This window comes from Marinoscillum sp. 108 (genome assembly GCF_902506655.1).
Lineage (GTDB): Bacteria > Bacteroidota > Bacteroidia > Cytophagales > Cyclobacteriaceae > Marinoscillum > Marinoscillum luteum.
Genome location: NZ_LR734812.1, coordinates 22859 through 46257, shown reverse-complemented (window position 1 = coordinate 46257; position 23399 = coordinate 22859). Strand labels below are relative to the sequence as shown.

Sequence of the window (23399 nt, the reverse complement as noted above, 5' to 3'; positions counted from 1 at the left end):
AATAAATTTCAGGCTATGGCAGACCAAAATCCTCAGACTCCCCAGCTTAAGAAAACATTAGGTCCGCTGATGCTCTGGGGACTGGGCGTAGGCTATGTGATCTCCGGCATGTACTTTGGCTGGAACCTTGGCCTGGCTGAGGGGGGCACGCTGGGGCTGGCTATCGCCACGTTCTTCATTATCATCATGTACCTCACCTTCACCTTTAGCTACACGGAGCTTGCTTGTGCCATTCCCAAAGCCGGAGGAGCTTTTGATTATGCGGACAGAGCCCTGGGTAAGAAACTGGGATTTCTGGCCGGTATGGCTCAGAATGTAGAGTTCATCTTTGCACCTCCAGCCATAGCCGCAGCCATTGGTGCCTACTTCAATATTTTCTTCCCGCAGGTCGATACGCTCTACATTGCCATTCTGGCTTACCTGCTGTTTACCGGCCTGAATATCCTCGGTGTGAGGGCTGCCGCCATCTTCGAGCTGGTCATCACCGTCCTTGCCGTGCTGGAGCTGTTGATCTTTGCAGGGGTTTGCCTGCCTCACATGAAAGTTGAAAACCTCACCCTCAATGCCCTACCCAATGGGTTTCAGGGGGCGTTCGCAGCCATCCCATTTGCCATCTGGTTTTTCCTGGCCATAGAGGGAGTGGCCAATGTTGCTGAAGAAGCCAAAAACCCACAACGAAGTATTTTGATTGGCTTTGGCTCTGCCATTTTCACACTGGTGGTGCTGTGTCTGCTCACCTTCGTGTCGGCAGTCGGTGTGGATGGCTGGGAATCTATTGTCTACCCTCCAGGGAGCACTGAAGCTTCCGACTCTCCTTTGCCTTTGGCTCTGGCCAAAATAGTCGGCGACAGCCACCTGCTGTATCACCTGCTGATCACCGTAGGCCTGTTTGGTCTGGTAGCTTCCTTTCACGGGATCATCCTGGCGGCAGGGCGTTCCACGTTCGAGTTTGGCCGGGTAGGCTATATCCCCAAATCGCTGGGCAAAGTGCATCCTAAAACCCTCACTCCGGCCAATGCCCTGGTGGTAAATATGCTCATAGGGATTGTGGCCCTTCTAACCGGAAAAACAGGCGAAATCATCACCATTGCCTGCTTTGGGGCTTTGACTTTGTATATAGTATCCATGTTCTCATTTTTTGCGCTGCGCAAAAATGAGCCCGACCTTGCTCGTCCGTTTAAGGTGCCACTTTACCCCTTTTTCCCAGCCTGTGCCCTCATCATAGCCAGTCTGGCGCTGGTGGCTATGACCATTTATAACCTGAAGCTGGCATTGATTTACGGGCTGATTATGTTGGCCGCTTACTTATGGTTTCTCTTTACAGAGAAAAAGAATTAATTTGATCTATGTCATTTCGTTCCATCACATCACGGAGTTTCCTTTATGCAAAACAGGCTGAACTTTAACTTTCCTACGCCCATCCGGTTTGGGGCCGGGGTAATCGATGAACTACCCGATCACCTGCTGGCTCAGGGGCTTAGTCATCCACTTCTGGTGACGGACCCAGTGGTATCTGAGCTGGAGTTTTTTCAGGATATCCTGAATGGGTTGAGGTCAAAAAACATGACCCCTGAGGTGCATACAGAAATGCACAAAAATCCGATCGAATCAGATGTGCTCAAAGGTGGAGATCATTATCACCGCTCCGGATGTGATTGTATTGTGGGCATCGGCGGGGGTGTAGCATTGGATGTAGCCCGGGCCATTGTGCTCCGCATTCATCATCATCGGCCCCTCTTTGACTATGATGACCTGATAGGTGGCGACCAGTATGTAACCGAAGAAGTGCCTTATTTTGTGACGGTTCCCACCACGGCCGGTACCGGAAGTGAAGTGGGGCGCAGTGCCATTATTTCGGAGGATATTTCCAAGAAAAAAAGAATCCTCTTTGCTCCTAAACTGATGGCCCGACAGGTGTTTGCCGATCCCATGCTCACCATGGAGTTGCCCCCCTTTGTCACAGCCGCTACGGGTATGGATGCTCTCACGCATAACATGGAGGCTTACCTGGCCAAAAACTACCACCCCATGTGCGATGGAATCGCCCTGGAGGGCATGGCCCTCATAGCCAAATCCATAGAAAAAGCTACACACCACCCCGACCTGGAAGCCCGCTCAAATATGCTCCTGGGATCCCTCATGGGTGCCGTAGCTTTCCAGAAAGGCCTGGGTGTGGTGCATAGCCTGGCACATCCGCTTTCCAGTCTGCTGGACACTCACCATGGACTGGCCAACGCCGTGAATCTGCCCTATGGCATGGAATTTAACTATGCTGGTTTGGAGTCCCGATTTGATAAAATGGCGGAGTTTCTGGGTGTGGTGGACGCAGACGGAGCGCGCGTGGTAGATTTCCTCTTTGAGCTCAATCAGCGGCTGGAACTGCCAACCAAGCTGAGTGAAATCGGCGTACGGCCAGAACATATCGAAGAACTTTCGAACATGGCGGTGGCAGACTTTGCTCATCCCAACAATCCCAAGCCTGTGAGCTGGGATGACTTTCATACCTTGTATCAAAATGCACTTTGAGCATGTTAAAAATCGGCATTTCTGCCTGCTTTCTCTATCCCGACCCCCAACGTTCGGTTTTTGGACCAAAGACCCTGAGTTATCTTGAAAATGACATGGCCAGGTACCTTACCAAAGAAGGAGTGATCCCTGTACTCATTCCCGATGTGGAAGATAAACTTCTCCTTCCACTCGTAGAGGAAATGGATGGCTTCATTTTCCAGGGCGGCACTGATCTGGCACCAGAGTCTTACGGTGAAAAGCCGATAGAAAATGGTCGTTGGAAGGGTGATCCCGTAAGAGACAAGTATGAACTCAAACTCATGAATTTGGCTATGGAGAGTGATAAACCCATCCTGGGGATCTGCCGTGGGATGCAGCTCATGAATGTATATTTCGGTGGCACGCTCTATCAGGACACCAAAACCCAGCGACCAGAAGTATTGGTACACCGTGATGCCGAACAGTACGATACCGTCTCCCATGAAATTTCCTTTACGGAAAAAAAGATCCTATCGAAAATCTACAAAAACGCCCAAAGCACCCGGGTGAACAGTGTACACCACCAATCCATCAAGAACCTGGGCAAAAATCTGGAGGTCCTGGCCGAAAGCCCTGAAGATGGGGTGATTGAGGCCATTGGCTATACCAAAGCCCCAGACGGCTGGGTAATGGGGGTGCAGTGGCATCCTGAGTTTTCTCATACCCTGGGTAGTCAGGTCATCAATGCCGACAAACTTTATCTCTATTTTCTGGAACATGTAAAATCGCTGAAAAGCTAACCCTATGAACGTCATCAATCCTGCAACGGAAGAAGTCATCTCCGTGCTGACACCAGACACGGCCGCTACGGTCGCTGCAAAACTCAAGGCACTCAGGGCTGGTCAAAAGGACTGGCAAAATCATAGTGTGGAAGAGCGGCTGGCCATCATTGAGCGATTTGGTGAACTGGTCATGGAAAACAAACCCGAACTGGCCCGGATTCTGACCAGCGAAACGGGCAAGCCCATCTCACAATCCATCAATGAGATCAATGGCTCACTGGGCCGAATCCAGCACCTGAAGACCAATGCCGAAAAATGGCTGGAAAGTGAAATGATCACGCCAAAGGATGCTACAGTGGAGTTCATCACCCATGAGCCACTGGGAGTCATTGCCAACATTTCTGCCTGGAATTTTCCTTACAATGTAGGCTACAATGTATTCCTATATGCCCTGGTGGCTGGCAATGCCGTGCTCTATAAGCCTTCGGAGTTTGCATCCCTGACAGGATTAAAATTTAAAGCCCTCTTACATGAAGCCGGAGTCCCCGCCAATGTGTTTGAAGTAGTCATTGGCTCAGGTGCTGTGGGCCAGTACTTGCTGGAAGCCGATCTGGATGGGTATTTTTTCACGGGCTCATACAAGACCGGAGTACACATCACCCAAACTGTCGCACACAAGCTGGTGCCAGTCCAGCTGGAGCTGGGTGGCAAAGATCCCCTTTATGTGATGGATGATGTGGTGGATGTTCGGCAGGCGGCTATCAATGCGGCAGAAGGTGCTTTCTACAACAATGGTCAGAGCTGCTGCGCCGTAGAGCGCATCTATGTGCAGGAAGACATTTATGAGGAGTTTGTGCAGCACTTCACGGAAGAGGTAAAATCCTACAAACTGGGTGATCCCATGGAGGAGGACACCTTCACCGGGCCACTGACCAGGCCACAGCAAATAGCGGTCCTCTCAGACCAAATTAAAGATGCTGTTGCCAAAGGTGCCCAACTGGTGCTGGGAGGAGAGTCCCTCAGCAGAAAAGGATATTTTATGAGCCCGGCTGTACTTACCGGTGTAAATCACACCATGGAACTCATGCGGGAGGAATCTTTCGGGCCGATCATCGGAATCCAGAAAGTAAGCTCCGATGAAGAAGCTACCGATCTGATGCGAGACACCCCGTATGGCCTGACTGCAGCGGTGTTTTCCGAAGATGAGGCCAGAGCCCGCAAAGTATTGGATCAAATGAATGTTGGCACCGTATACTGGAACTGCTGCGACCGTGTGAGCCCCAATTTACCCTGGTCGGGAAGAAAAAACTCAGGGCTTGGGGCCACCCTTTCGTATATGGGCATTCGCGCTTTCACCCAGCCCAAAGCGTATCATTGGCGGGGGTAGACCATTTTCACCAAAACCATTATCTTTCGAGGCTGAAATATGGAATCAATAGACAATATCACCATCAACTTCTCAGACCAAAACATTTTTATCCTCAACCTCAGTTTAGGGTTTATCATGTTTGGTGTGGCGCTCAAACTAACTCCTGCTGATTTTAAAATGGTGCTGGCACAGCCGCTGGGCACCCTGGCCGGAGTGCTTTCACAGTTCATCATCCTGCCTTTTCTCACGTTTGTGCTGGTATGGATTCTGGAGCCGCACCCCACTTTCGCCCTGGGAATGATGATGGTGGCGGCCTGCCCTGGCGGCAACATCTCCAACTTCTTCTCTGCCCTGGCTCGTGGAAATATCGCCCTTTCAGTCAGCCTTACGGCCATTTCCAGCATTTTAGCCATCTTCATGACCCCCATCAACCTGTCTTTTTGGGCCAGTATGTATGCACCCACTGCCGCGCTACTCACTGAGGTGAGCCTCGACTTTTGGGATGTCTTCAAAACCATTGTTACCATTTTGGGAATTCCAATCGTGCTGGGCATGAGCTTCAGACACAAGTACCCTAAAACAGCTGAAAAACTTCACCCTTATATGCACTTTGGGTCCATCGTTATTTTCGCAGCGATCGTCATCCTGGCTTTTTCTGCCAACCTGGACATCTTCCTCAATTACATTTATCTGGTGGTCTTTTTGGTCTTTCTTCACAATGCCATCGCCCTCATTTCCGGATATCAGTTGGGGAGAATTTTCGGGCTGCCAGAGGCCGACAGACGCTCTCTGGCCATAGAAACCGGCATTCAAAATTCAGGACTCGGATTACTCCTTATATTTGCGTTTTTTCAAGGCCTGGGTGGCATGGCCATTGTCGCCGCCTGGTGGGGCATCTGGCACATACTGTCAGGCTTGTCCCTGGCTTATTGGTGGAACTATAGGGTAGCAGTAGCATTAAAATGAGAGCACACTGGTTTTATTATTTAGTAAAGGTTGCGAGTTGGATTGGGTTAAAATTATTCTTTGGCGGGGTAAAAATCTATGGCGCTAAAAACATCCCCAGGGATGCAGCGCTAATATTCACCCCCAACCATCAGGGTGCCTTCATGGATGCGGTGCTGGTGGGTACATTCAACAGAGTGCCAGTCTCTTTTCTCACCCGATCTGATGTGTTTAACAAATGGTCCATGCCCTTTTTGAAGGCGCTGAACATGATGCCGATCTATCGCATTAGGGATGGAATTGCCAGTCTTTCTCAAAACGATGCAGTATTTGACACCTGCTTCAGGATGCTCTCTGAGAAACGTGCGATCCTCATTTTCCCGGAAGGAAATCACGGAATAGAATATTATCTGAGACCTCTCTCCAAAGGAACTGCACGACTGGCGCTGGATGCACGGGCGCAGGTGGATCCCAATACCAAAATATACATCATCCCCACGGGCATCAACTATTTTTCGCATTACCGTCCATTGGCGAAAGTACTGATCAAGTTTGGTGAGCCCATCGAGCTGGAGGACTACATGGCGCAGTACCACGAGCATAAACAAAAGGGATATAATCAGCTGAAGCAAGACCTGGCCGAGGCGATGAAAAAGACCCTGATTCTGGCTGAAGATGGAACAGACTATACCCAGAAAAGAGACTGGATTTTCCAGCCCAAACATGAGCATCTGTCATTTGATGAGCTCAAGACCATGGCCGAGGGGGATCACTTTGAAGCACGTGAGCCAATGAAAAAAGGGCCTGTGCGAAAGGCGCTTATCTGGATATTATCCATATTCAACCTGCCTCCAATGCTGGGCCTCAGCAAAATCATCCGTGGCATCAAAGATCACGTGTTTTACGTCTCCATCAAGTACATGGTAGGGTCATTCCTCCACATCTTATGGTGGTCGTTTCTCTTTGCCGCTGGTGTTATCTGGATTGGCTGGGAGGCAGGACTTCTGTTTGCCTTTACGGCCATTATGGTGGCTATGGCGCGTCAGTCGCTCATCAAATTCTAGTTGACCCTCGCCTCGTACTTTTTGCGGTCATAGATGATATGCCCCTCCCTGTCCCACTCTTTGGTGATGACGGGTTTGGCTTTCTTATCAAAGGCCTCCAACGGGTAAGTCACTTCTCTTTTCACGCGCTCATTGTCATAATATTCGCGCCAGACACCTACCCGATGGTCAAACTGATAATGACCCACCACAGCAAGCTTCCCGTTCGGATGGTAAGCGTAGTACTCCCCTTGTCTTTCGCCAAAATGCACCGGAATCATTTCCTTGAGCTGCGTGCGATCAAAGTCATAGTAGGCCAAAAGTGACTCTTTCGGCCACCCCTTCCAGTAAATTTCCTTTTCTTGCAGGATATCGTGTCGGTTGTACCTGACCCATCGGCCGTGCTTCATTCCCTTATAGAAGTAGCCCTCCTCAATCACCTGATCACCCATCTTCTTTTCGTAATGGCCGTGCAGCACCCCTGCATTCTCACGTTTCACACGTAGGGAGTTCACGATCTTCTTTTTCTTAAAATCATACCAGTAGAAGTCCCGGGCATATGGATCAGGACCCTCATAGTCTTTGTCTTTGAGGTAGTAAAAAAGCTCCACCACGGTTCGGTCGCCAAAGCCCTGCTTGGCAAAACCACGCTTGGCTTTGATCTTATAGTAGATTTTAGGGTTTTTCTTCTTTTCCTTCTTCTTGGTCTCCGCCTTATCCAGAGGGTCTTTCTCCAGATCGGCTTTCATATCCAGAGTCAGAGGAGTTTCGTAATTCACCTTGAAAAGCTCATCGATGGACTCGCCATCTTGCCCCATCAAGGCAAAGGCCACAAAAAAGAATACAAGTAGCGATAATATTTTCTTCATTTCGGGATACTTCTTGCTCACTTCAACGATCAAACCTACCAAAAAATTTCATTCTTCTGCCGCTGCGCTGCTGATCGTTTGTCCAAAGAAAAGTGCATTCAGAAAAAGCTTATTGGTTCCGTACCAAAAGGCCCTGAAATTGGGGTTGTCAGCAAAGGTGATAATCCGCCCCTTTCTCAGTGCTGAAATGGTCACTGCCGGAGTAGCGGAGATTTGCTTCAGTCTTTCATCAGAAATATAGCCACTGAGCAGCGGGGTATCCAGGTAGACCATAGGATAAGCATATGGATTTGATGCTTTTTTCATCATAAGGCTATGGTCTCTAAAAAGCGGAATTTGAGCAGATTCGAGTCCGTAGCTGAGGGGGTGCCCCAGATCCACACGGGCCTCAAAAATAGCTCCGCCAACCACCTGTGCTCCACGATTTTGATCCAGCTCCAGGTACTTTTTGTAGCCGGTGGTGTCCGGTACGGCCTTCGCATACTGGACTTTGGAAATCTCCTTGTCCGACAACCATTTACCTCCTCGTTTCCATGTCACTATTACTCCACCTCTTGTGACCCATTGTTTCAGGTTTTCCACTCCCGTGTCAGATATGGCACGGTAATTACCATCTGTCATCACGATTCTATTGTATCGGCTCAGATCGGTCCGGTTGAGCGCTTCTACTGGCAAAAGGGTCACCTGCATATCCATTCGCTGATCCAGCAAATGCCATACCTCCCCGGCCTCATTACTATCCACACCATCTCCCACCAGTACAGCTACCTTCGGCATGGTCAACACTTCGGCCTGCCTGGTGCCCAGATCCGATCCTCCAATGGCTAAGCCGGTATTAAGCCCATAAACATTGATGCCATCCAGTACGGCAATCTCCTGAATAATCGCTTCTATGACGTCCCTTTTCTCCCGCTGCAGGCCCACAGGAATAACAATAGATCCCCGGACATATGATCGGTCGCGATCTGTATGTATGGAATGATTCACTTCCGTGACAATTCCCGCCTTTAACAACCGCATAATCGCCCTTGGAGTATAATACCCATTGGGCTCAAACAGGTAAGCATAGTCTGAACTACCAACGACCCGTCCCTTAGGAAACTGAGGCGTGGCAATCACCTCACCCAACTGGGTCTGCACGTAATCCCTGGCGCCGAGCTCATCATACTTGAGGTTGAAAGCCAGGGGCAGCGTCCAGGTAGACACGTCATAGAACAGGCTGTCCTGAAATGAAGTGCGGGTCTCAAATAGTGCCTTGATCAGCCGGTACTGTGGCTGATTAGTGGGGATCACGTAGCTACCAGTGCTGTATGCCTGTGTTCCTTTTTTAATGTTTTTTTCTACAGGATAAATGAGGATATCGTGCCGATGGAGTATTTCCATTAGGTGAAATGCCCTGGCAGGGTCACCCTCAGAACCAAAAACATAGGCCTTTACCGGGTCAGCTCCCGCCAGCTTTATCGACTCCTGGTAGAAAAGACTCTGGTGTTTGAGCAGGTCCGCTCGCAGATCGTTGGCTGCTTTGAGGGTGGACAATGATGTGACAAAATGATTCCTGATGGCCTCAGGAAATCCTATGCTCCCGAACTGATTCTCCTGCAGATGGCCTCTGGCACTGGCCTGCTCAAACAATATACCCACTGCTCCATTCATATCCGGATATGTGGATCCCTTGCCTACATAAAAATCATCAAATCCCTCCTTGGAGTAGTATAGTGAACCAACGCTATCCAGCGCGGCGGCATGGTATTGTGCGATTTTTTCTGTCAGGGTAACATTGTTCTGAGGAGTCAGGGGATACTTCCGGGAGGGTACACCCGGCTGAAAAAAGAAGGTACTATTACTCCCCATCTCGTGATGGTCTGTAAGAATGTTAGGTTTCCACCGATGATAGAGAGAGAGCCTGCCCTTTGACTCGGGGTGCTGCACAGGCATCCAGTCTCTGTTCAGATCAAACCAGTAATGATTGGTTCGTCCTCCCGGCCAGGCCTCGTCAAATTCCCTGGAGCTGGGATCAGACACCAGGTTGGCAGATTTATGCATGTTCACCCAGGTGGAAAATCGCTGAAGCCCATCCGGGTTAAATGAGGGATCGAGTAAGATGACCGTTTCAGAAAGCAGGCGGTCCACCCATGGGCCCTGAGCTGCTGCCAGGTAGTAGGCGGCCAACAAAGCAGCATTGGAGCCACTGGCCTCATTGCCATGAACACTGTAGCCCATATAATGGACGAGTTTTGAGTCACTATTGGGGGAGCCTTTTGTATTCACCAGCTGAACATGCTCGGAGCGGATGGCCTCAAGGTTCAGGTGGTTTTCAGGGCTGGTGATTACTAGTACCATCAGAGGTCTGTGCTCATAGCTGTAGCCGTATTCCTGTAAGGCGATGCGATCAGATACCCGGGCCAGTTCGCGCATGTATGAGACCAACTGGTCGTGACTCACATGCCATTCCCCCACCTCATAACCCAATATTTCTTCCGGTGTAGGGATCGCCAAATCATAGCTTACGTTTTGCGGGAGGTAGTCTTCGATGGGTGTCTGTCCCAGCGTAATCCAAGCCAGGAAAAGAAGCACCGATGACAATATTAATTTCTTCATACTAATGAATTTCCATGGTGTAATGGCAGCTAAAAATGGCAGAAGCATCCAGTTTCCTGATCCCTTCTTTGGCGCTTAGCTCTCCCGAGTGGTCCCCATAGTCAGCCAACCCATACCAGGGCTCTATACACACAAATGGGGATTCCTGGCTTTTCGACCAAATTCCCAGGTAGGGAAATCCTTCGAAATGAAAAGTCAGCCATTTCTGAGAGAGACTGGACAGGCTGACGCGGGTAGAATTGAGCTGCTTAAAGACGAGCGCATCTTGGTCAAAAAGATGATCTGTAATATGAAGACGTTGCCCATCCAGGTCAATGGCTTCCTTCTTGCCTGTAAATAATCCCCCATCAAGCCTGTGTGTAAATAAAGTTTCTTGCTGATCAAACTCCAGCCAGTAGTCAGATCGAAACTCCTCCGGATTAAGAGGGCAATCAAATGCCGGGTGTCCACCAATGGAAAAGTACATGACTTGTTTTCCTTTATTTTTTACTTCATAGGTGGTTCGCAAAGAGTGCCCCTCCAACTGGTAGATGATCCTCAATTCGAATCTGAAAGGGTATTTCTTCAAAGTATTTGAATCCGCATCCAGCTGAAAAATAATTTGATCTGAAGTGTGTTCTACAATTTCAAAATCCAAATCCCGAGCAAATCCATGCTGTCCCATCTCATAGGTTTTACCCTCATGCCGATACTGATCCTTTTTCAACTTGCCCACAAAAGGAAAAAGCACAGGAGCATGCCGTCCCCAATATTTGGTTCGAGCCTGCCAGATATATTCCCGGCCGGTGGCATTATGTGTCAAACTCGTGATCTCTGCTCCCCTAACATTGAAAGTCGCTTTGAGGTGATTGTTTGAAATCTTCATTCACTAAAAATAAAAAAAGGTAGCTTCTTGAGTGCTATTTTCAGCCTTTATCTCAAAAGTATCATTGGTTCCATAAGACCATAAAAAAAGGCACCCCGGTGGGGTGCCTTCTCCTCTGTTATGTTTTTTTCTATCAATAGAGGTAATTCAGTGCGGTTCTGTCATCGTTGTTGAAAGGTCTGTCACCACCATCTGTACAGGCCAGCATCCAGGACTTAGCAGAAGCAGTAGCTCCAGTAGGCGTGCCAGGGATGTGGTTGGCACCTACTCCACCGTCACCTTCATTGGAGGTTCCTCCTCCACAAGAGATGCTTCTGTCAAAATAATCTGTATGACGGAAACCAACACAGTGGCCCATCTCGTGCGCAATAATGGTAGCAATACCAGCAGTACTCAAACCATAAGAAGACTCCAGCACACCACTCATTTTGATTTCTCCGTAAGGATCACCAGAAGCTGTTGGGAATCCGGCAGATCCCAAAACACCTCTTCGCTCATCTCTTTTGTTCAGTCTGGTCATTACGATATCCGCATTGCTAGACGAAGTGACCCTTTGAAAAGAAATCTCCAGGTTTTGAGCATTGTAGCGGGAAATGGCTAAATCAAGGCCCGCGATCATTCCTGGGCTATAGCCTCCTGAACCGCCACCTTTTTTGCCTTTACCTCCTCCTCCGGAGCTTTCCTCTGGAGCGTAAACGGTGATCACTCTGTTACCACCAGTAGTCACCAGATTGTTGGTGCTGTACTGCTCCTCTACAGGTACACGTACTCCCGCTTTCATTCTAGCCAAATCAGCGTCGGTCAGATAAATATCTCCTTCTACCAAATAACCCTCTTCAAAAATCAGGGGAGCCTGGTCGGTGACGTCAAATCCAAGGTCGGTCAATCTGGCCATTACTTCAGGTGAAACAGTTTCTTCTTTCATCACTTGATCGGACTCACATGCAAAGAATGTTGCGCTTGCAAGAAGCATACATGCTGTGAAATAATTGAGCTTTTTCATTGTTGTAAGATTTAAGTGTTTAAATAAGTAAAATCAGCCAGTTGGAATAGCTATAAAACGGAAAGGACATCCTTTTGAGATGTCCTTCCAATATGTCATACTAAAAATATCAATACAGGTAATTAAGTGCTGTTCTGTCGTCGTTGTTGAAAGGTCTGTCACCACCATCTGTACAGGCAAGCATCCAGGACTTGGCAGCTGCTGTAGCGCCAGTAGGTGTGCCAGGGATATGGTTGGCACCTACACCAGCGGTTCCCTCATTTGAAGCAGACCCTCCACATGAAATACTCCTGTTGAAGTAATCTGTGTGACGGAAACCTATGCAATGACCCATTTCGTGAGCGATGATGGTAGCGATTCCTGCAGTGCTCAGACCGTAAGAAGACTCCAAAATACCACTCATTTTGATTTCGCCGTAAGGATCACCCGAAGAAGTAGGAAATCCGGCTGAGCCAAGGATACCTTGACGCTCTTCTCCCTTTTTAAGTCTCGTCATCACAATGTCAGCATTGCTTGAAGAAGTCACTCTCTGAAAAGAGATGGCCAGGTTCTGAGCATTGTAACGAGAGATGGCCAAATCCAAGCCAGCGATCATTCCAGAGCTATAACCATTTCTTCCGCCCTCAGGAGCGTACATGGTGATGGTTCTTGATCCGCCAGTAGATACCAGATTGTTGGTGCTGTACTGCTCTTCTACGGCCAGTCTTGTGCCTTCTTTCAAAGAAGCAAGATCAGCTGCAGGGATGTAGATATCTCCCTCTACGAGATAACCGTCATCGAATTTGATGGGTGCTTGTTGTGTTACATCAAATCCAGCATTGGTTAGGGCCGCAAGTACTGATTCAGAAACTTCATCCTGTGCAACCACAGCATCGTTCTGCTGTTCACAAGAAACAAATAGCATGCTCACTGCCAGAGTAAACACCGCTAGGTAATTAGTTTTTCTCATTGTGTAATAAGTTTTGAATTAGGTTTGAAAGATTCTTGATACCTCACCAAGAATTCCCCTAAAGTATCCAAAAAGTTGATTTGAGCAAAATATTCTTTCGAATTAGAATGTATTCATGAATTTATGTTTTTTTACAAAATATAATTCCGTCAAAAAATAGAATTTTGTCCGAAAATTCTGTCGTGCGATGACTTTGTCGAGGTAAACCCTCAAAACAAGCCCTCAGAGCCGAATTACCTCGCAAATCTGGCCGGATGTGTACTCACATTATCTTAATTATATTCGCTGCTATGAAGTGGCTGTTTTGGGTGCTTTTGGTCTCCCTGATGTGTGTGAATACGGTTTTGGCTCAGTCCAAGCTCTCTCCTAAACTGATAGAAGAGTCTCAGAGGCGCGCACACCTCAGCACCATGGATACATTTACAATTGCAGTGCAGAACCGGCCTCTTTTTGTGAGGCAATATGGGGGTCGGGTGAAGATACTCACCTGGCATTCGGCTTCATCCACGCTCACTTTCTATGCCACTCAAAGTCTGATCTTCGGTGAATTAATAGAGGACGAAAATATTCTCTTCATTGATGCCCCCGATCAGCCCAGAGAAGAATCGGTACTGGATGTGCCGAACTTTCAATACAACAGAATCCGAAAAGCACAACATCAATATCCCGACAACAGCGGCAGCGGTCTCAGGTTGTCGCTCAAAGAGCGAAAATTTGATGAAGCAGATATCGACCTGACTGGCAATACCTTTTCCATAGGTCTGGAAGCCGAAGACGTGTCGCAACATGCCACGGACATGGCTACAATCATCCTGGGTGCAGGCAACACTTCTCCCTTTTATAAAGGGATCGCTCCGGGGGCCCTGGTGGCCTCCTCAGACTTTAACAACCTGCTCCCCGATGATGAAACGGTACTGACTCAAAATGGCATTTATCTTCAAAACCACTCCTATGGAGTGGGCATTGAAAACTATTACGGGGTAGAAGCATACGCCTATGATCAGTCCATCTTTTCCGAACCTGAAATCGTGCATGTGTTTTCGGCAGGTAATGCCGGCACCTCCAGCCCTGAGGATGGTACTTACAGCGGTCTCTCTTTTGCCAATCTCACTGGTACATTTAAGCAAGCCAAAAACACCCTGATCGTAAGCGCTGTAGATACCAGTCTGGCCATAAGCCCCTACAACTCCAGAGGGCCTGCCTTTGACGGACGTATCAAGCCTGAGTTGACGGCCTATGGTGGTGGGGGCACCTCAGATGCTGCAGCGATTGTTTCAGGCATAGTGACATTGCTTCAGGAATCCTTTCAAAAAAAGACCCTGCACTTGCCTTCTTCGGCTTTGATCAAAACAGTGCTCATAGCTGGTGCTGAAGATATAGGGCCGGAAGGAATTGATTTCTACTCCGGATATGGTAGTGCAAATGCCTCCAAATCGCTGCAAATTCTGGAAAGCGGCTGGCACGATGAAGTGGTTGTCACCAAAGGAGAGAATACCACATTGGAAATAGAAATCCCCACAGGTGTAAAACAAATCAAACTGGCAGTCAGCTGGGTGGACCCTGCTGCTGAACTCAATGTCACCCGGGCCTTGATCAACGATGTGGATGCCCAACTCTCTCATGGTGGTGCTACCTGGCTGCCATGGGTTCTCAATCATAGTCCCTCGGAGGCCGCGCTGAATGAACCTCCCCAAAGAGCAATGGATCACCTGAACAATGTAGAATTCATCTCTCTGGAGTCTCCAGAGGCCGGAACCTATCATCTGGAATTATCCGGCGCAAATCTTAGTTCGGCCAGTCAGGAGGTGTCCGTCGCCTGGTATTTCGAAATGGCCGACACTTTTGAGTGGGACTTTCCAACCTCCAGTGATATTCTGGCTGCCAATACTGCTGAATGGCTCAGCTGGAATTCAACTTTCAATGCCAACGAAGGCCTGATGGCTTATCAGCTGAACGATGGGGAGTGGGTGGACATTGGCACGGTGAAGCTGAATGAGCCCTTCAGGTGGGCAACTCCAAAAATCTCTGCCGCGGCCCGGCTGAAAATGACCGTGGGGGTCAACGAGTTTGTTTCCAACAATTTTTCCATCTCTGAATTACCAAAGGTGTCTGTAGCATTTAACTGCGAAGAAACTTTTGGGCTTCAGTGGCCACAAATCGAGGCAGCACAGTCTTATGAGGTGTACGAGATGGGGGCCACTTCCCTCCACCTGATCGGGACAACAACAGACACTATCTATACCATCGAGAAGTCTGCCAGTGTATATTACTCAGTAGCTCCGGTGATTGGCAATGCCGGTGGTTTGCGGAGCCAGGCACTCAATTACACATTTCAGGGGACCTTTTGCTATTTCAATTTCTTTGCGGCAGAGCGTGCAAATGAAGAAACCGTACGGATCACACTCAACCTGAGCACGTCGGCCAACATAGAGCACGTGGAAGTGCTCAAATCCGTGAATGCTTCCGAGGAATTATTGACCGATATAGTACCCGAGGGGCAAACTTCTTTTGTGCTTTCAGACCCTGATTTAGATCCTGGCCTCATGACTTATCAGGCGATATTGTATTTCAAAGACGGAACTACCTTAAGGTCGGACGAGAGCTCTCTTTATATAGAGATTCCCGGGAAGCTGCTCCTATTCCCAAATCCCGCGACCGACCCCTACATCAACCTGCTGTCCTCTGGCAATGGGCAACTACTACAGATCACAGACGACCAGGGCAAATTGGTGCTGGAAAAGAAGTTGGTGGAGTCCTTTGAATACATCATCGTGCAGGACTTTCGGGAGGGCCTGTACCTCTACAGACTCCTGGAAGGGAAAAAAGTAGTGGATACAGGAAAATTTATCAAATACTAGCAATTAAAAAAGCTGTCCCGAAATGTAACCCGCGACTGGAATTAGCCGGGATTTATTCAGGACAGCTTTCTGATTCTACCTCGACAGAAATTTATTTTACCGCCAACTCCACACTCCTGTTGATGAAGTTGGTCAGGTTTTTACCACTCAGCATCCCCTGTGAGAGGAGCGCCCAGTCATAAGCCTGCTTAGCCAGCGCAATCTGATCTTCTTCACTTTCGGCCTCCACAATCTTGCGGGTAAACGCATGGTTGGCATTCACCGATACCGCAAGGTTGAGCGGCATCTCACCGAACATCATCGGGCCTCCACCGCCCTGCGCCTGCATGTCTCTCATCCTTCGGATAAACTCAGGCAGGGTGATCGTCACCGGCATGTCATCGGTGGCCATAGGCTCCACGGTCACATTGTTTTTATCATCCCCAATGGCTTTCTTGAAGGCCGCCGATACTTTCTCTTTTTCAGCATCAGATAATACAGATTCCTTTTTCTCATCTTTATCGATGAGCTTGTCTATCACGTCGGCATCCACCCGCTTGAGGGTAACGCCTTCATATTTCTGCTCCACGTGGTTGATAAAGTGGCTGTCCACAGGTCCGTCCAGTACCAGTACATCATAGCTTCGCTTCTTCGCAGTTTCGAGGTAGCTGTGCTGCTTTTCTTCATCCGTGGTATAAAGGAAAACCACACTCTTGTCCTTGTTGGTCTGGTTAGTGGCCACCTCTGTTTTGTACTCCTCTATGTTGAAGAACTTTCCCTCCACGTTTTTCACCAAAGTGAAATCCTTGGCTTTTTCTTCAAATTTCTCCTCGGAGATCATTCCGTATTTCACGAAAACACCAATATCACTCCATTTTTGCTCATAGCTCGGTCTGTCTTTTTTGAACAAGTCACCAAGCTTATCTGCTACTTTTTTGGTAATGTACCCGTTGATCTTCTTCACGTTGCTGTCTGACTGCAGATAGCTACGAGATACGTTTAGCGGGATGTCCGGAGAGTCAATCACCCCATGGAGCAACTGCAAAAAGTCCGGCACTATGTCCTTCACCTCATCGGTGATAAACACCTGACGCGAGTACAGCTGGATCTTATTCCGCTGCACCTCGAAATCTTTTTTCAATTTTGGGAAATAGAGGATTCCGGTAAGGTTGAAAGGATAATCCACATTCAAATGAATCCAGAATAGTGGCTCTTCTGAAAAAGGATACAGTTCCTTGTAGAATTCGAGATAATCTTCATCCTTCAGTTCGCTTGGTGACTTGGCCCAGAGCGGCTCAGGATTGTTGATAATGTTATCTTCTTTGACGGTTTTCCATTTTTTCTTACCGTCTTTGTCTTCTCCATCCTCTACTTGTCTGTCCTTTTGTCCGAATCGGATCGGTACAGGCAAAAATTTGGAGTATTTGTCCAGAATCCCCTGGATTCTGTGTTCTTCTAAAAATTCCTCTGAGTCATCAGCAATGTGCAGGATAATGTCTGTGCCGCGTTCCTTTTTCTTGCTGGTTTTGATCTCAAACTCTGTGTTTCCATCGCACAGCCAGGCGGCGGGCTCTGCGCCTTCCTGATAAGAGAGTGTCTGGATTTCCACCTGCTTAGCCACCATGAATGCTGAGTAAAAACCCAACCCAAAATGACCAATGATCTGCTGCTCATCACCCTTGTCTTTGTATTTCTCCACAAACTCTGTGGCGCCAGAAAAAGCTATCTGGTTGATGTACTTCTTGATTTCATCGGCAGTCATTCCGATCCCTTTGTCAGAAATCGTGATCGTTTTTTTCTTTTTGTCAACGCTGACATCAATGGTCAGGTCTCCAAGCTCACCTTTGTATTCTCCCAGGGAAGCCAATCTCTTGATCTTCTGGGTGGCGTCTACGGCGTTGGAGGTCAGCTCGCGTAGGAATATCTCATGATCGGAGTATAAAAACTTCTTGATGATCGGGAAGATATTCTCCGTGTGGATTGAAATAGTACCTTTCTCTTGCATATCGTTATTGTAATTTTTTTAATTCTGAGAGTCCTTGAAATCAAATACTATTCCAGAGGCTAAAGACTGTCAAGATGGCAGAACGTTGACAGCTCCAGGTGACCTGGCTCCAAACAAAAAATCCGTCTGAAGACGGATTTGGAATGTTACTATGTCGTGAAATATTATCTGATCCTATCAGCACTTCTCACCAGCTTCTCATCCTTACGAATAAAGCGGTTGGCCAAAGAGTTGAACAAAAGGGCTGCAGCGATAATATAAAAGCCAATTTCAAAGTTGCCTGCCGTATTCGGATTTAGCATTTGGTCACCCTTGGTGGAGTAGTAATACGTCATACCCAGGCAGCCGCCCATGATCAGGGAATTCAGCGCACCGAGTTTCATCTGCCTTAGCCTGGCTTTGTATTGAAAAATAGAAAACAAGGCAATACCAGCCGCTAAAATAGCCAGCGCCGAAATCCAAAAAGTATCCACAGAAGCCATCACTGTAGGTTCCCCAGCCTCATCGTAAGAGGAGTACACCATTTTAAAAGCATTGAGGGTCACTTTCTCCTGGGCATCAAGATCCAGTTTGTTCCAGATAGGTAAAAAAAGCACGGTCACCATGATAGCGGCTACCAGAAACAAAAAGACAGATTGGATTCTTTGAATCATAATTTCTAATATTTCCCGCAAAAATGCCGATACCTCCCCACAAAGCCAATCGAATCCTTACAAATTCTTTACAAGGTAAAGTCTTACTTTTGCAGCCATGAGATATTTCCTGGACATTTCATATCGCGGCACGGCATTTCATGGATGGCAAATACAGCCGAATGCTCATACTGTGCAGGAAGAAATCAACCGGGCGCTGAGCATCATCTTACAGCAGGACATCAGCTGTCTGGGCAGCGGCCGAACGGACACTGGCGTGCATGCCCTCCAGCAAATTGCACACTTTGATGCGGAGCTTTCTGATACGCTGGATCAACTTCAGTATCGACTGAACGGATTACTCCCGGCTGAGGTCAGTATCAACTCCATCCGACCGGTAAAACCGGAAGCACACGCCCGCTTTGATGCCGTACGGCGTACTTATCATTATCATCTGCACCGTCAGAAAGATCCCTTCAAAACGGGGGTCTCCTATTTTTTTTCAAGAAGCCTGGAAGCCGCGCCCATACAGGAGGCCATTGGCTTGATGAAGAATTGGAAGAACTTTCAGGCTTTCAGCAAGGTTCATACTGATGTCAATCATTTTGATTGTGATATTTACGAGATAAACTGGCAAGAAACCAACGAGGGTTACGTATTTTCCGTAAGTGCCAATAGATTTTTGAGAGGCATGATCAGGGCCATGGTGGGCACATTGCTCGAAGTAGGGCAGGGCAGACTTAACCAGACAGACCTTAAGAACATATTAGAAAGCGGTGAAAGATCACGCGCAGGGCGGGCTGTGCCTGCCGAAGGGCTTTTCCTTACTGAAGTAAAATACCCCGAGTCCATATACCTAGACATTTAAGCATTGGAGAAAGAAAAGACGATTAGTGGGAATATATTGGATTTGCAGATATTGAGGAGACTCTTTGTCTTCGCAAAACCCTATCAAAAGCAATTTTATCTGGTGGTGTTTCTCACCATTGCCTTGGCGGTGCTCACACCTTTACGCCCGTGGATCATCCAGTATACCATAGATAATGACGTGGCAATCGGAAACTACAACGGCCTGGTATTTTGGGTCATTGTACTGATTGTGCTACTCGTTGCGCAGGCCATTGTGCAGTACTTCCACACCTATATGTCTGGATGGCTGGGGCAGTACATTATCAAGGATATACGGGTTAAACTTTTCAACCACCTCCAAAACCTTCGTCTCCGTTTTTTTGATAAAACGCCCATCGGCCGACTGGTCACCAGAAGTGTAAGTGATATAGAAACCCTCTCAGAAGTATTCAGTACGGGTATTGCAGGCATCATTGCCGACATCCTCCAGCTGCTCGTCATCCTGGTGTTTATGTTTGCTCTGAGCTGGCAACTCACGCTCGTCAGCCTGGCCCTATTGCCGATCCTCCTCTTTGCCACTTATGTTTTCAAGGAAAAGGTGAAGGTATCTTTCAATGAAGTGCGAACTGCCGTTTCCAACCTTAACGCTTTTGTGCAGGAGCACATTACCGGGATGAACATTGTGCAGATTTTCAATGCGGAGAAGAGAGAGCTGGAAAAATTCAAAGAAATCAACCGCGAGCACCGCAAAGCCAATATCAAAGGGGTCTTTTATTATGCCACCTATTTCCCGGTGGCAGAAATCATTCAGGCCGGAGGTATCGGACTCATCGTGTGGTACGGGGCGGGCAGTGTCATCCAGGAGCAACTGACCCTCGGGGTACTCATTGCCTTCATCATGTACATTCAGATGTTTTTCAGACCCATCCGAATGATTGCGGATCGGTTCAATACCCTGCAGATGGGGATAGTGGCCTCCAACAGGATTCTGGATCTCATGGATAGCAAGGAGTACATAGAAGATAATGGAAGCCACCACCCGGAAGACATAGAAGGCACCGTGAAATTTGAAAATGTCTGGTTTGCCTACAACGATGAAGACTGGGTCTTGAAAGACATCAATTTTGAGGTGCAAAAAGGCGAGGCTTTGGCCCTGGTGGGAGCTACAGGCGCGGGTAAGTCATCGGTGATCAATCTACTCACCCGGTTTTATGAGATCAACAAAGGAACGATCGCCATTGATGAGACCAATATCCGTGAGTTTGAACTGGGAAATCTCAGAAATCACATTGCGGTGGTGCTGCAGGATGTGTTCCTGTTTTCTGACACCATCTACAATAACATCACCCTGCGCAATCCTGACATCACCCTGGAAAAGGTGAAAGAAGCGGCTGAGCTGGTGGGCGCCAAGTCATTCATCGAACGCCTTCCGGGTGGATTTGACTACAATGTCATGGAACGTGGCGCCACCCTTTCGGTAGGCCAGCGACAATTAATTTCATTTGTACGCGCCATGGTATATGATCCGAAAATCATCGTGCTGGATGAAGCTACCAGCTCTGTGGATACAGAGACCGAAGAGCTCATCCAGGAGGCCATACAGAAGCTCATGAAAGGCCGGACGTCCATCGTGATAGCCCACAGGCTCTCTACCATCCAAAACGCCGATAAAATCCTGGTGCTGGATAAAGGAGAGATTGTAGAAGAAGGAACCCACGAAACTCTGCTTGAATTAGACGGCTTTTATACGCAACTTCACCAAATGCAGTACAAAGAAGTAGTATCATGAATGTGACCCTGAGCAGGTATTTCTACCTGAGCCTTATCATTTTATTTCTCACCATCATCATCGGTTCCGTCTATTATATGCTGGGCGGTTTTGAAGAGGTAAAAGTGTATAAGCTAGACCCCATCAACAGAACTGTGGCTGGTAAAATGTTTATCACCCACTATACCGACCAGGCTCCGATAGACTTTGGCACCGAATGTAGGGAGATGGTTGCCAATGGCGACATAGACGGAACACTTACCATCATTACTTTTCAAAACGACACACTCCCAAAAAATAAGATCGCCAGGTTTATAGGCATTAGTTTGGCCGCAGAGATGTCTGAGATTCCTGAGAATTTCGAAGTGCGTCAATTTCAATCAAACTCACGCTATGCAGTGTTTCTCAGCATGCACGTGCTGGTACAGCCAAGGCCGCACAAAATTGAGGCGATGCTTCACGCAAAGGCACAGGAAGAAGGCGATGAACTTGATGATTTCTTTATGGAGATCCGTTTTCCGGACAATTCACTGACTGTGGAAGGCTGGACCAGGTAGATCAGATCTCCAGCTTTTCCTCAGATTCACTGACCAACTGCTTGTCGTGCAGCTCTCTGTAGGCACCACCTCGTGCGAGAAGTTCTTCATGAGTGCCACTTTCCAGTACTACCCCGTCATCCAGCATGATCACTTTATCAGCCAGCTTGGCAGACGATACCCTGTGAGAAATAATCACAGAAGTACGCCCCTTCATGATTCGGGCCATGGCGTTCAGGATGGCATTCTCTGTTTTGGTATCCACCGCAGAGAGGGCGTCATCCAAAATCAGAATTTTGGGCTCCCTGGCGATAGCCCTGGCAATAGACACCCTTTGCTTTTGTCCTCCAGAAAGAGTGATCCCTCGTTCGCCCACTCTGGTGTCAAAGCCATTGGGGAAACGGTCAATGTTTTCCAGTAAATCCGCATCAGCAGCAGCTTTGTGAACATCCGCTGTCTCCATAGAGTCAGCCCCAAAAGCAATATTTTCAGCAATGGTGTCCGAAAACAGGAAAACGTCCTGTGGTACATATCCTATCTGGCTCCTGACAGAGTCAAGGGAGTATTTTCGAATGTCCTCTCCATCTATGGTCAGAGTGCCCTCCGTGGTGTCATACATCCGGCAGATGAGGTTAGCAATGGTGCTTTTGCCAGATCCCGTGGTACCAATAATGGCCAATGACTGACCCGGGCTGATCTCAAAGGATACATGCTTCAGCGCGGTGATACCTGAGTCGGGGTAGTTGAAAGAAACATCTTCAAACCGGATGTGGCCTTCAATTTCTCTGGAAAGATTCTCTGTGGAAACAATCTCGCTTTTGGTATCCAAAAACTCATTGATCCTGCGCTGAGAAGCCGCTGCCCGCTGAATAATACTGGTGATCCATCCCAGAGAGGCCACCGGCCAGGTGAGCATATTCACATAAATAATAAACTCAGCGATCACTCCGGTACTGATGGAGCCGTTGAAAACCTCCACCGATCCGATGTACACCGTCAGGATCACACTCAGACCAATCAGCCCCATGATGAGGGGGAAAAACAGCGCCTGCACATTGGCCAGCTTCAGCGATTTGTCTTTGTAATTTTCGCTCGCTTTATCAAACTCCTGATCCATGTCGCGCTCACGCACAAATGCCTTCACCACCCGGATACCCGAAAAAGCCTCCTGTACATAGGTCGAAAGGTCTGACAAGCTCTTCTGAATCTCTTCGGATCGCTTGTCGATGATGTTATTGACAAAATAAATACTCAGCGACAGCAGCGGCAGTGGAATCAACGAATAAAGCGTGAGCCTTGGATTGATCGAAAACATAAAGGGGATCACCATGGCAAACAGTGTGAACAGACTGATTCCGTACATGATGGCCGGGCCCACATACATTCTCACTTTACTCACATCCTCTGAAATACGCGCCATCAGGTCACCCGTGTTGTTTCTTCGGTAGAAACTCAGCGGCAGCGACTGATAATGCTCATAAATTTCATTTTTCAGGTCATACTCGATATGCCGGGACATCACAATGATCGTCTGGCGCATAAAAAACATGAACACACCTTTGAGGAGCGCGGAGATCAAAATGAGCAGACCGAGTATAAAAATACTGGAAGCAAACACGTCATACGTCTCAGACTGGAGCTCAAAACCACTAAAGGCTTTAAAAATATCATAGCTGCGCTGAAGCAGATCAAAAGAATATCTGACTACTACGGCAGGCACAATGCCAAATAAGTTGGAGACAATGATGAAAATTGTCCCAAGAATCAAATGCCATTTGTATTTTCGGAAGTATTTATTGAGATGAGCTAAGTCTTTCACTAGGAATAAAACGGTGAGTACACCAAATGGTTATTTACTTAAA

Annotated in this window: 18 protein-coding genes; 10 read left to right on the top strand and 8 right to left on the bottom strand. The window is 47.9% G+C overall.

The features are described 5' to 3' along the window. The first annotated feature begins 15 nt into the window (after positions 1–15). The 6 genes from eat to GV030_RS15895 are packed head-to-tail and all read left to right on the top strand — an operon-like array spanning position 16 to position 6647. Positions 16–1338: an ethanolamine permease gene (eat, locus tag GV030_RS15920; protein ID WP_159584122.1), complete on the top strand. Its 1323-nt coding sequence runs from the start codon at positions 16–18 to the stop codon at positions 1336–1338. 45 nt (positions 1339–1383) lie between these two features. Beyond that, positions 1384–2526, top strand: coding sequence for an iron-containing alcohol dehydrogenase (locus tag GV030_RS15915; protein WP_159584120.1), 1143 nt, complete (start codon positions 1384–1386; stop codon positions 2524–2526). Positions 2527–2528: 2 nt separating this feature from the next. Continuing rightward, on the top strand, positions 2529–3287 hold the full coding sequence (locus GV030_RS15910) for a gamma-glutamyl-gamma-aminobutyrate hydrolase family protein (protein ID WP_159584118.1): 759 nt from the start codon (positions 2529–2531) through the stop codon (positions 3285–3287). A 4-nt stretch (positions 3288–3291) separates the two neighbouring features. Next, positions 3292–4656, top strand: coding sequence for an aldehyde dehydrogenase family protein (locus tag GV030_RS15905; protein WP_159584116.1), 1365 nt, complete (start codon positions 3292–3294; stop codon positions 4654–4656). Between the two features lie 39 nt (positions 4657–4695). Continuing rightward, entirely contained in the window at positions 4696–5604 is a 909-nt protein-coding gene (locus GV030_RS15900) for a bile acid:sodium symporter family protein (RefSeq protein ID WP_159584114.1), read from the top strand. Further along, positions 5601–6647 (top strand): 1-acyl-sn-glycerol-3-phosphate acyltransferase, encoded by a 1047-nt coding sequence (locus GV030_RS15895; RefSeq protein ID WP_159584112.1) that lies wholly within the window; start codon positions 5601–5603, stop codon positions 6645–6647. Before GV030_RS15900 ends, GV030_RS15895 begins: the two co-directional genes overlap by 4 nt. On the opposite strand, the gene GV030_RS15890 is transcribed toward GV030_RS15895, so the two are convergent. The 5 genes from GV030_RS15890 to GV030_RS15870 all read right to left on the bottom strand — a co-directional run bounded on the left by GV030_RS15890 (position 6644) and on the right by GV030_RS15870 (position 12910). Further along, on the bottom strand, positions 6644–7495 hold the full coding sequence (locus tag GV030_RS15890) for a toxin-antitoxin system YwqK family antitoxin (RefSeq protein ID WP_159584110.1): 852 nt from the start codon (positions 7493–7495) through the stop codon (positions 6644–6646). The genes GV030_RS15895 and GV030_RS15890 overlap by 4 nt on opposite strands. 48 nt (positions 7496–7543) lie before the next feature. Beyond that, a complete protein-coding gene (locus GV030_RS15885) occupies positions 7544–10093 on the bottom strand; it encodes a M14 family zinc carboxypeptidase (protein ID WP_159584108.1) in 2550 nt (849 codons plus the stop codon). Position 10094: 1 nt separating this feature from the next. After that, positions 10095–10958, bottom strand: coding sequence for an aldose 1-epimerase family protein (locus GV030_RS15880; RefSeq protein WP_159584106.1), 864 nt, complete (start codon positions 10956–10958; stop codon positions 10095–10097). 133 nt (positions 10959–11091) lie between these two features. Beyond that, on the bottom strand, positions 11092–11961 hold the full coding sequence (locus tag GV030_RS15875) for a M57 family metalloprotease (RefSeq protein ID WP_159584104.1): 870 nt from the start codon (positions 11959–11961) through the stop codon (positions 11092–11094). Positions 11962–12070: 109 nt separating this feature from the next. Beyond that, positions 12071–12910, bottom strand: coding sequence for a M57 family metalloprotease (locus GV030_RS15870; RefSeq protein ID WP_159584102.1), 840 nt, complete (start codon positions 12908–12910; stop codon positions 12071–12073). 290 nt (positions 12911–13200) lie between these two features. On the opposite strand from GV030_RS15870, the gene GV030_RS15865 reads away from it, so the two are divergent. Further along, positions 13201–15768, top strand: coding sequence for a S8 family peptidase (locus GV030_RS15865; RefSeq protein WP_159584100.1), 2568 nt, complete (start codon positions 13201–13203; stop codon positions 15766–15768). Positions 15769–15859: 91 nt separating this feature from the next. On the opposite strand, the gene htpG is transcribed toward GV030_RS15865, so the two are convergent. Together htpG and GV030_RS15855 are read right to left on the bottom strand one after the other, a co-directional pair. Beyond that, positions 15860–17752, bottom strand: coding sequence for a molecular chaperone HtpG (htpG, locus tag GV030_RS15860; protein ID WP_159584098.1), 1893 nt, complete (start codon positions 17750–17752; stop codon positions 15860–15862). A 164-nt stretch (positions 17753–17916) separates the two neighbouring features. Next, positions 17917–18405, bottom strand: a complete 489-nt coding sequence (locus tag GV030_RS15855) for a DUF4293 domain-containing protein (protein WP_159584096.1) — start codon at positions 18403–18405, stop codon at positions 17917–17919. A gap of 97 nt (positions 18406–18502) precedes the next feature. Between GV030_RS15855 and truA the strand changes: the two genes are divergently transcribed. Genes truA through GV030_RS15840 form a run of 3 tightly spaced genes read left to right on the top strand, consistent with a single transcriptional unit; the run spans position 18503 to position 21558 of the window. Further along, the gene (gene truA / locus GV030_RS15850) at positions 18503–19252 is read left to right on the top strand and encodes a tRNA pseudouridine(38-40) synthase TruA (protein ID WP_159584094.1); all 750 of its coding nucleotides are present in this window, start codon (positions 18503–18505) and stop codon (positions 19250–19252) included. Positions 19253–19255: 3 nt separating this feature from the next. Beyond that, positions 19256–21022 carry an ABC transporter ATP-binding protein gene (locus tag GV030_RS15845; RefSeq protein ID WP_159584092.1) on the top strand — a complete coding sequence of 589 codons (1767 nt, stop codon included), beginning with the start codon at positions 19256–19258 and terminating at the stop codon, positions 21020–21022. Then, positions 21019–21558: a hypothetical protein gene (locus tag GV030_RS15840; RefSeq protein ID WP_159584090.1), complete on the top strand. Its 540-nt coding sequence runs from the start codon at positions 21019–21021 to the stop codon at positions 21556–21558. Before GV030_RS15845 ends, GV030_RS15840 begins: the two co-directional genes overlap by 4 nt. Position 21559: 1 nt before the next feature. Here the strand turns inward: GV030_RS15840 and GV030_RS15835 are convergent, their stop codons facing one another. Next, on the bottom strand, positions 21560–23356 hold the full coding sequence (locus GV030_RS15835) for an ABC transporter ATP-binding protein (protein ID WP_159584088.1): 1797 nt from the start codon (positions 23354–23356) through the stop codon (positions 21560–21562). Positions 23357–23399 lie beyond the last annotated feature (43 nt).

What these genes read in the sequence shown, in the direction of transcription:
- eat (WP_159584122.1), top strand. Translation starts at nt 16, where the DNA reads ATGGCAGACCAAAATCCTCAGACTCCCCAGCTTAAGAAAACATTAGGT.
- GV030_RS15915 (WP_159584120.1), top strand. Translation starts at nt 1,384, where the DNA reads ATGCAAAACAGGCTGAACTTTAACTTTCCTACGCCCATCCGGTTTGGG.
- GV030_RS15910 (WP_159584118.1), top strand. Translation starts at nt 2,529, where the DNA reads ATGTTAAAAATCGGCATTTCTGCCTGCTTTCTCTATCCCGACCCCCAA.
- GV030_RS15905 (WP_159584116.1), top strand. Translation starts at nt 3,292, where the DNA reads ATGAACGTCATCAATCCTGCAACGGAAGAAGTCATCTCCGTGCTGACA.
- GV030_RS15900 (WP_159584114.1), top strand. Translation starts at nt 4,696, where the DNA reads ATGGAATCAATAGACAATATCACCATCAACTTCTCAGACCAAAACATT.
- GV030_RS15895 (WP_159584112.1), top strand. Translation starts at nt 5,601, where the DNA reads ATGAGAGCACACTGGTTTTATTATTTAGTAAAGGTTGCGAGTTGGATT.
- GV030_RS15890 (WP_159584110.1), bottom strand. Translation starts at nt 7,495, where the DNA reads ATGAAGAAAATATTATCGCTACTTGTATTCTTTTTTGTGGCCTTTGCC.
- GV030_RS15885 (WP_159584108.1), bottom strand. Translation starts at nt 10,093, where the DNA reads ATGAAGAAATTAATATTGTCATCGGTGCTTCTTTTCCTGGCTTGGATT.
- GV030_RS15880 (WP_159584106.1), bottom strand. Translation starts at nt 10,958, where the DNA reads ATGAAGATTTCAAACAATCACCTCAAAGCGACTTTCAATGTTAGGGGA.
- GV030_RS15875 (WP_159584104.1), bottom strand. Translation starts at nt 11,961, where the DNA reads ATGAAAAAGCTCAATTATTTCACAGCATGTATGCTTCTTGCAAGCGCA.
- GV030_RS15870 (WP_159584102.1), bottom strand. Translation starts at nt 12,910, where the DNA reads ATGAGAAAAACTAATTACCTAGCGGTGTTTACTCTGGCAGTGAGCATG.
- GV030_RS15865 (WP_159584100.1), top strand. Translation starts at nt 13,201, where the DNA reads ATGAAGTGGCTGTTTTGGGTGCTTTTGGTCTCCCTGATGTGTGTGAAT.
- htpG (WP_159584098.1), bottom strand. Translation starts at nt 17,752, where the DNA reads ATGCAAGAGAAAGGTACTATTTCAATCCACACGGAGAATATCTTCCCG.
- GV030_RS15855 (WP_159584096.1), bottom strand. Translation starts at nt 18,405, where the DNA reads ATGATTCAAAGAATCCAATCTGTCTTTTTGTTTCTGGTAGCCGCTATC.
- truA (WP_159584094.1), top strand. Translation starts at nt 18,503, where the DNA reads ATGAGATATTTCCTGGACATTTCATATCGCGGCACGGCATTTCATGGA.
- GV030_RS15840 (WP_159584090.1), top strand. Translation starts at nt 21,019, where the DNA reads ATGAATGTGACCCTGAGCAGGTATTTCTACCTGAGCCTTATCATTTTA.